This window comes from Fimbriimonadaceae bacterium (assembly GCA_019638775.1).
In the GTDB taxonomy this organism is placed as follows: Bacteria; Armatimonadota; Fimbriimonadia; order Fimbriimonadales; family Fimbriimonadaceae; genus JAHBTD01.
Window position 1 is genome coordinate 1 of sequence record JAHBTD010000103.1, and the last position, 1,337, is coordinate 1,337.

Genomic DNA, 1,337 nt, shown 5'->3' on the forward strand with positions numbered 1-1,337 from the left:
TCGGATGAAATGCTTTGAACTATAACAGATTCGGCCTAGCCAGTACTACACAAACCTGTGCCGGGAAGAGAAAAACTTACCCGCCGGCACAGAGAGCCGGGGTAGTCGGTCCCCCTCCGCGGGTTGTAGATGTCGGACGAAGGGCTCTATAATTAATTCCGCTTCAGATCAACCCCGAGACAAAGGAGCCTCCAATGCAACATGCTGCCCCGGTCGATACAGCCGTAACGGTCGCCGACGACCCCCAAGCCCGCGCCCTGCTTCAGCAAGCCTTTGAACGCACCGCGCGCTGGCAGCCTGACTTTCGCGGGTTCTCGGCCGACCTGACCGTCAATACCAACGGCCAGCTGGTGAGCGGCACCGTCGTCGTCAAAGGACCGCGTGAAGTCACGGTGCACTTGCCCGACGACACCATCCAAAAATGGGCGCAAGAACAGATCGGCATGATCGCCGTGCACCGCGCACCCCGCAAGTTCGAGGAATCCGACGGCAAACATCGTCTCACGATGGAAGCAGGCGACGAACATCCGCTCGGCCGCCGTCTCGACATCCATGGCGACGGCATGCAGTCTTTTTATCGAATCAGAGATAACCGTATCACCCAGATCAACCGGAAAATGCCCCATGTTGCGTTCACAATCAACGTGGAGGAAAGCAGCACGACGCAGGATCAGAAACAACTGACCACGAAGTACACCGTCTATTATTTCGCGCCGAAGGACGGCACACTTCGCAACGTGGAGAGTTTTACGGACACTCATGTGCGTGTCGGAGCGTCCGATCTTCCTGCGACACGGCGGATCATCTCCTATGAAAACGGCGCCGTGCTCGTACGGACGCTCACCTTCAGCAACCACACACTGTTGGCGTGATGGATTTACGCACGACGTTTCCGCGGAGCATGAAGACGAGGTTGGCCGGCTACGTGCATCTGGCACGGATGATCGACAAATGCCGCGCGGTATTGGCCGGGACGGAAGGCGAATATATCTATCCTTGTCCGATGGATGAACGACTGCTGGACTATGCCGGCATCACGGCCGAACAATTCACGGCGGCGGTGAAGGCCAATCAGACCGATGACGGGGTGGTGGAGTGGTTTCGACGCACCGCCACCCCGCATGGGGAAGCGGAGCTTGAGGCATGGAACGGAACGTTGCTCGAGCGCGGCCCGAGTTCGCCCGAAAGTACCGCGAAATTCAAGACGTACCGTGATGCGGTGGATCCTTCGCGCACGGACATCACGGCCTGGTCGGATCTGCAAGATCTGGAGGAAGGGCGCACGGTTCCACTCCGAACCAGATAAGTCCTTTCCAGGCTCGATCGTACACAGACGC

Annotated in this window: 2 protein-coding genes; both read left to right on the forward strand. The window is 58.3% G+C overall.

What is annotated here, in order from left to right; genetic code table 11:
- Positions 1-194 precede the first annotated feature (194 nt).
- Positions 195-872, forward strand: coding sequence for a DUF3386 domain-containing protein (locus tag KF784_20255; GenBank protein MBX3121389.1), 678 nt, complete (start codon positions 195-197; stop codon positions 870-872).
- Positions 872-1,306 (forward strand): DUF5069 domain-containing protein, encoded by a 435-nt coding sequence (locus KF784_20260; protein MBX3121390.1) that lies wholly within the window; start codon positions 872-874, stop codon positions 1,304-1,306. Before KF784_20255 ends, KF784_20260 begins: the two co-directional genes overlap by 1 nt.
- Positions 1,307-1,337 lie beyond the last annotated feature (31 nt).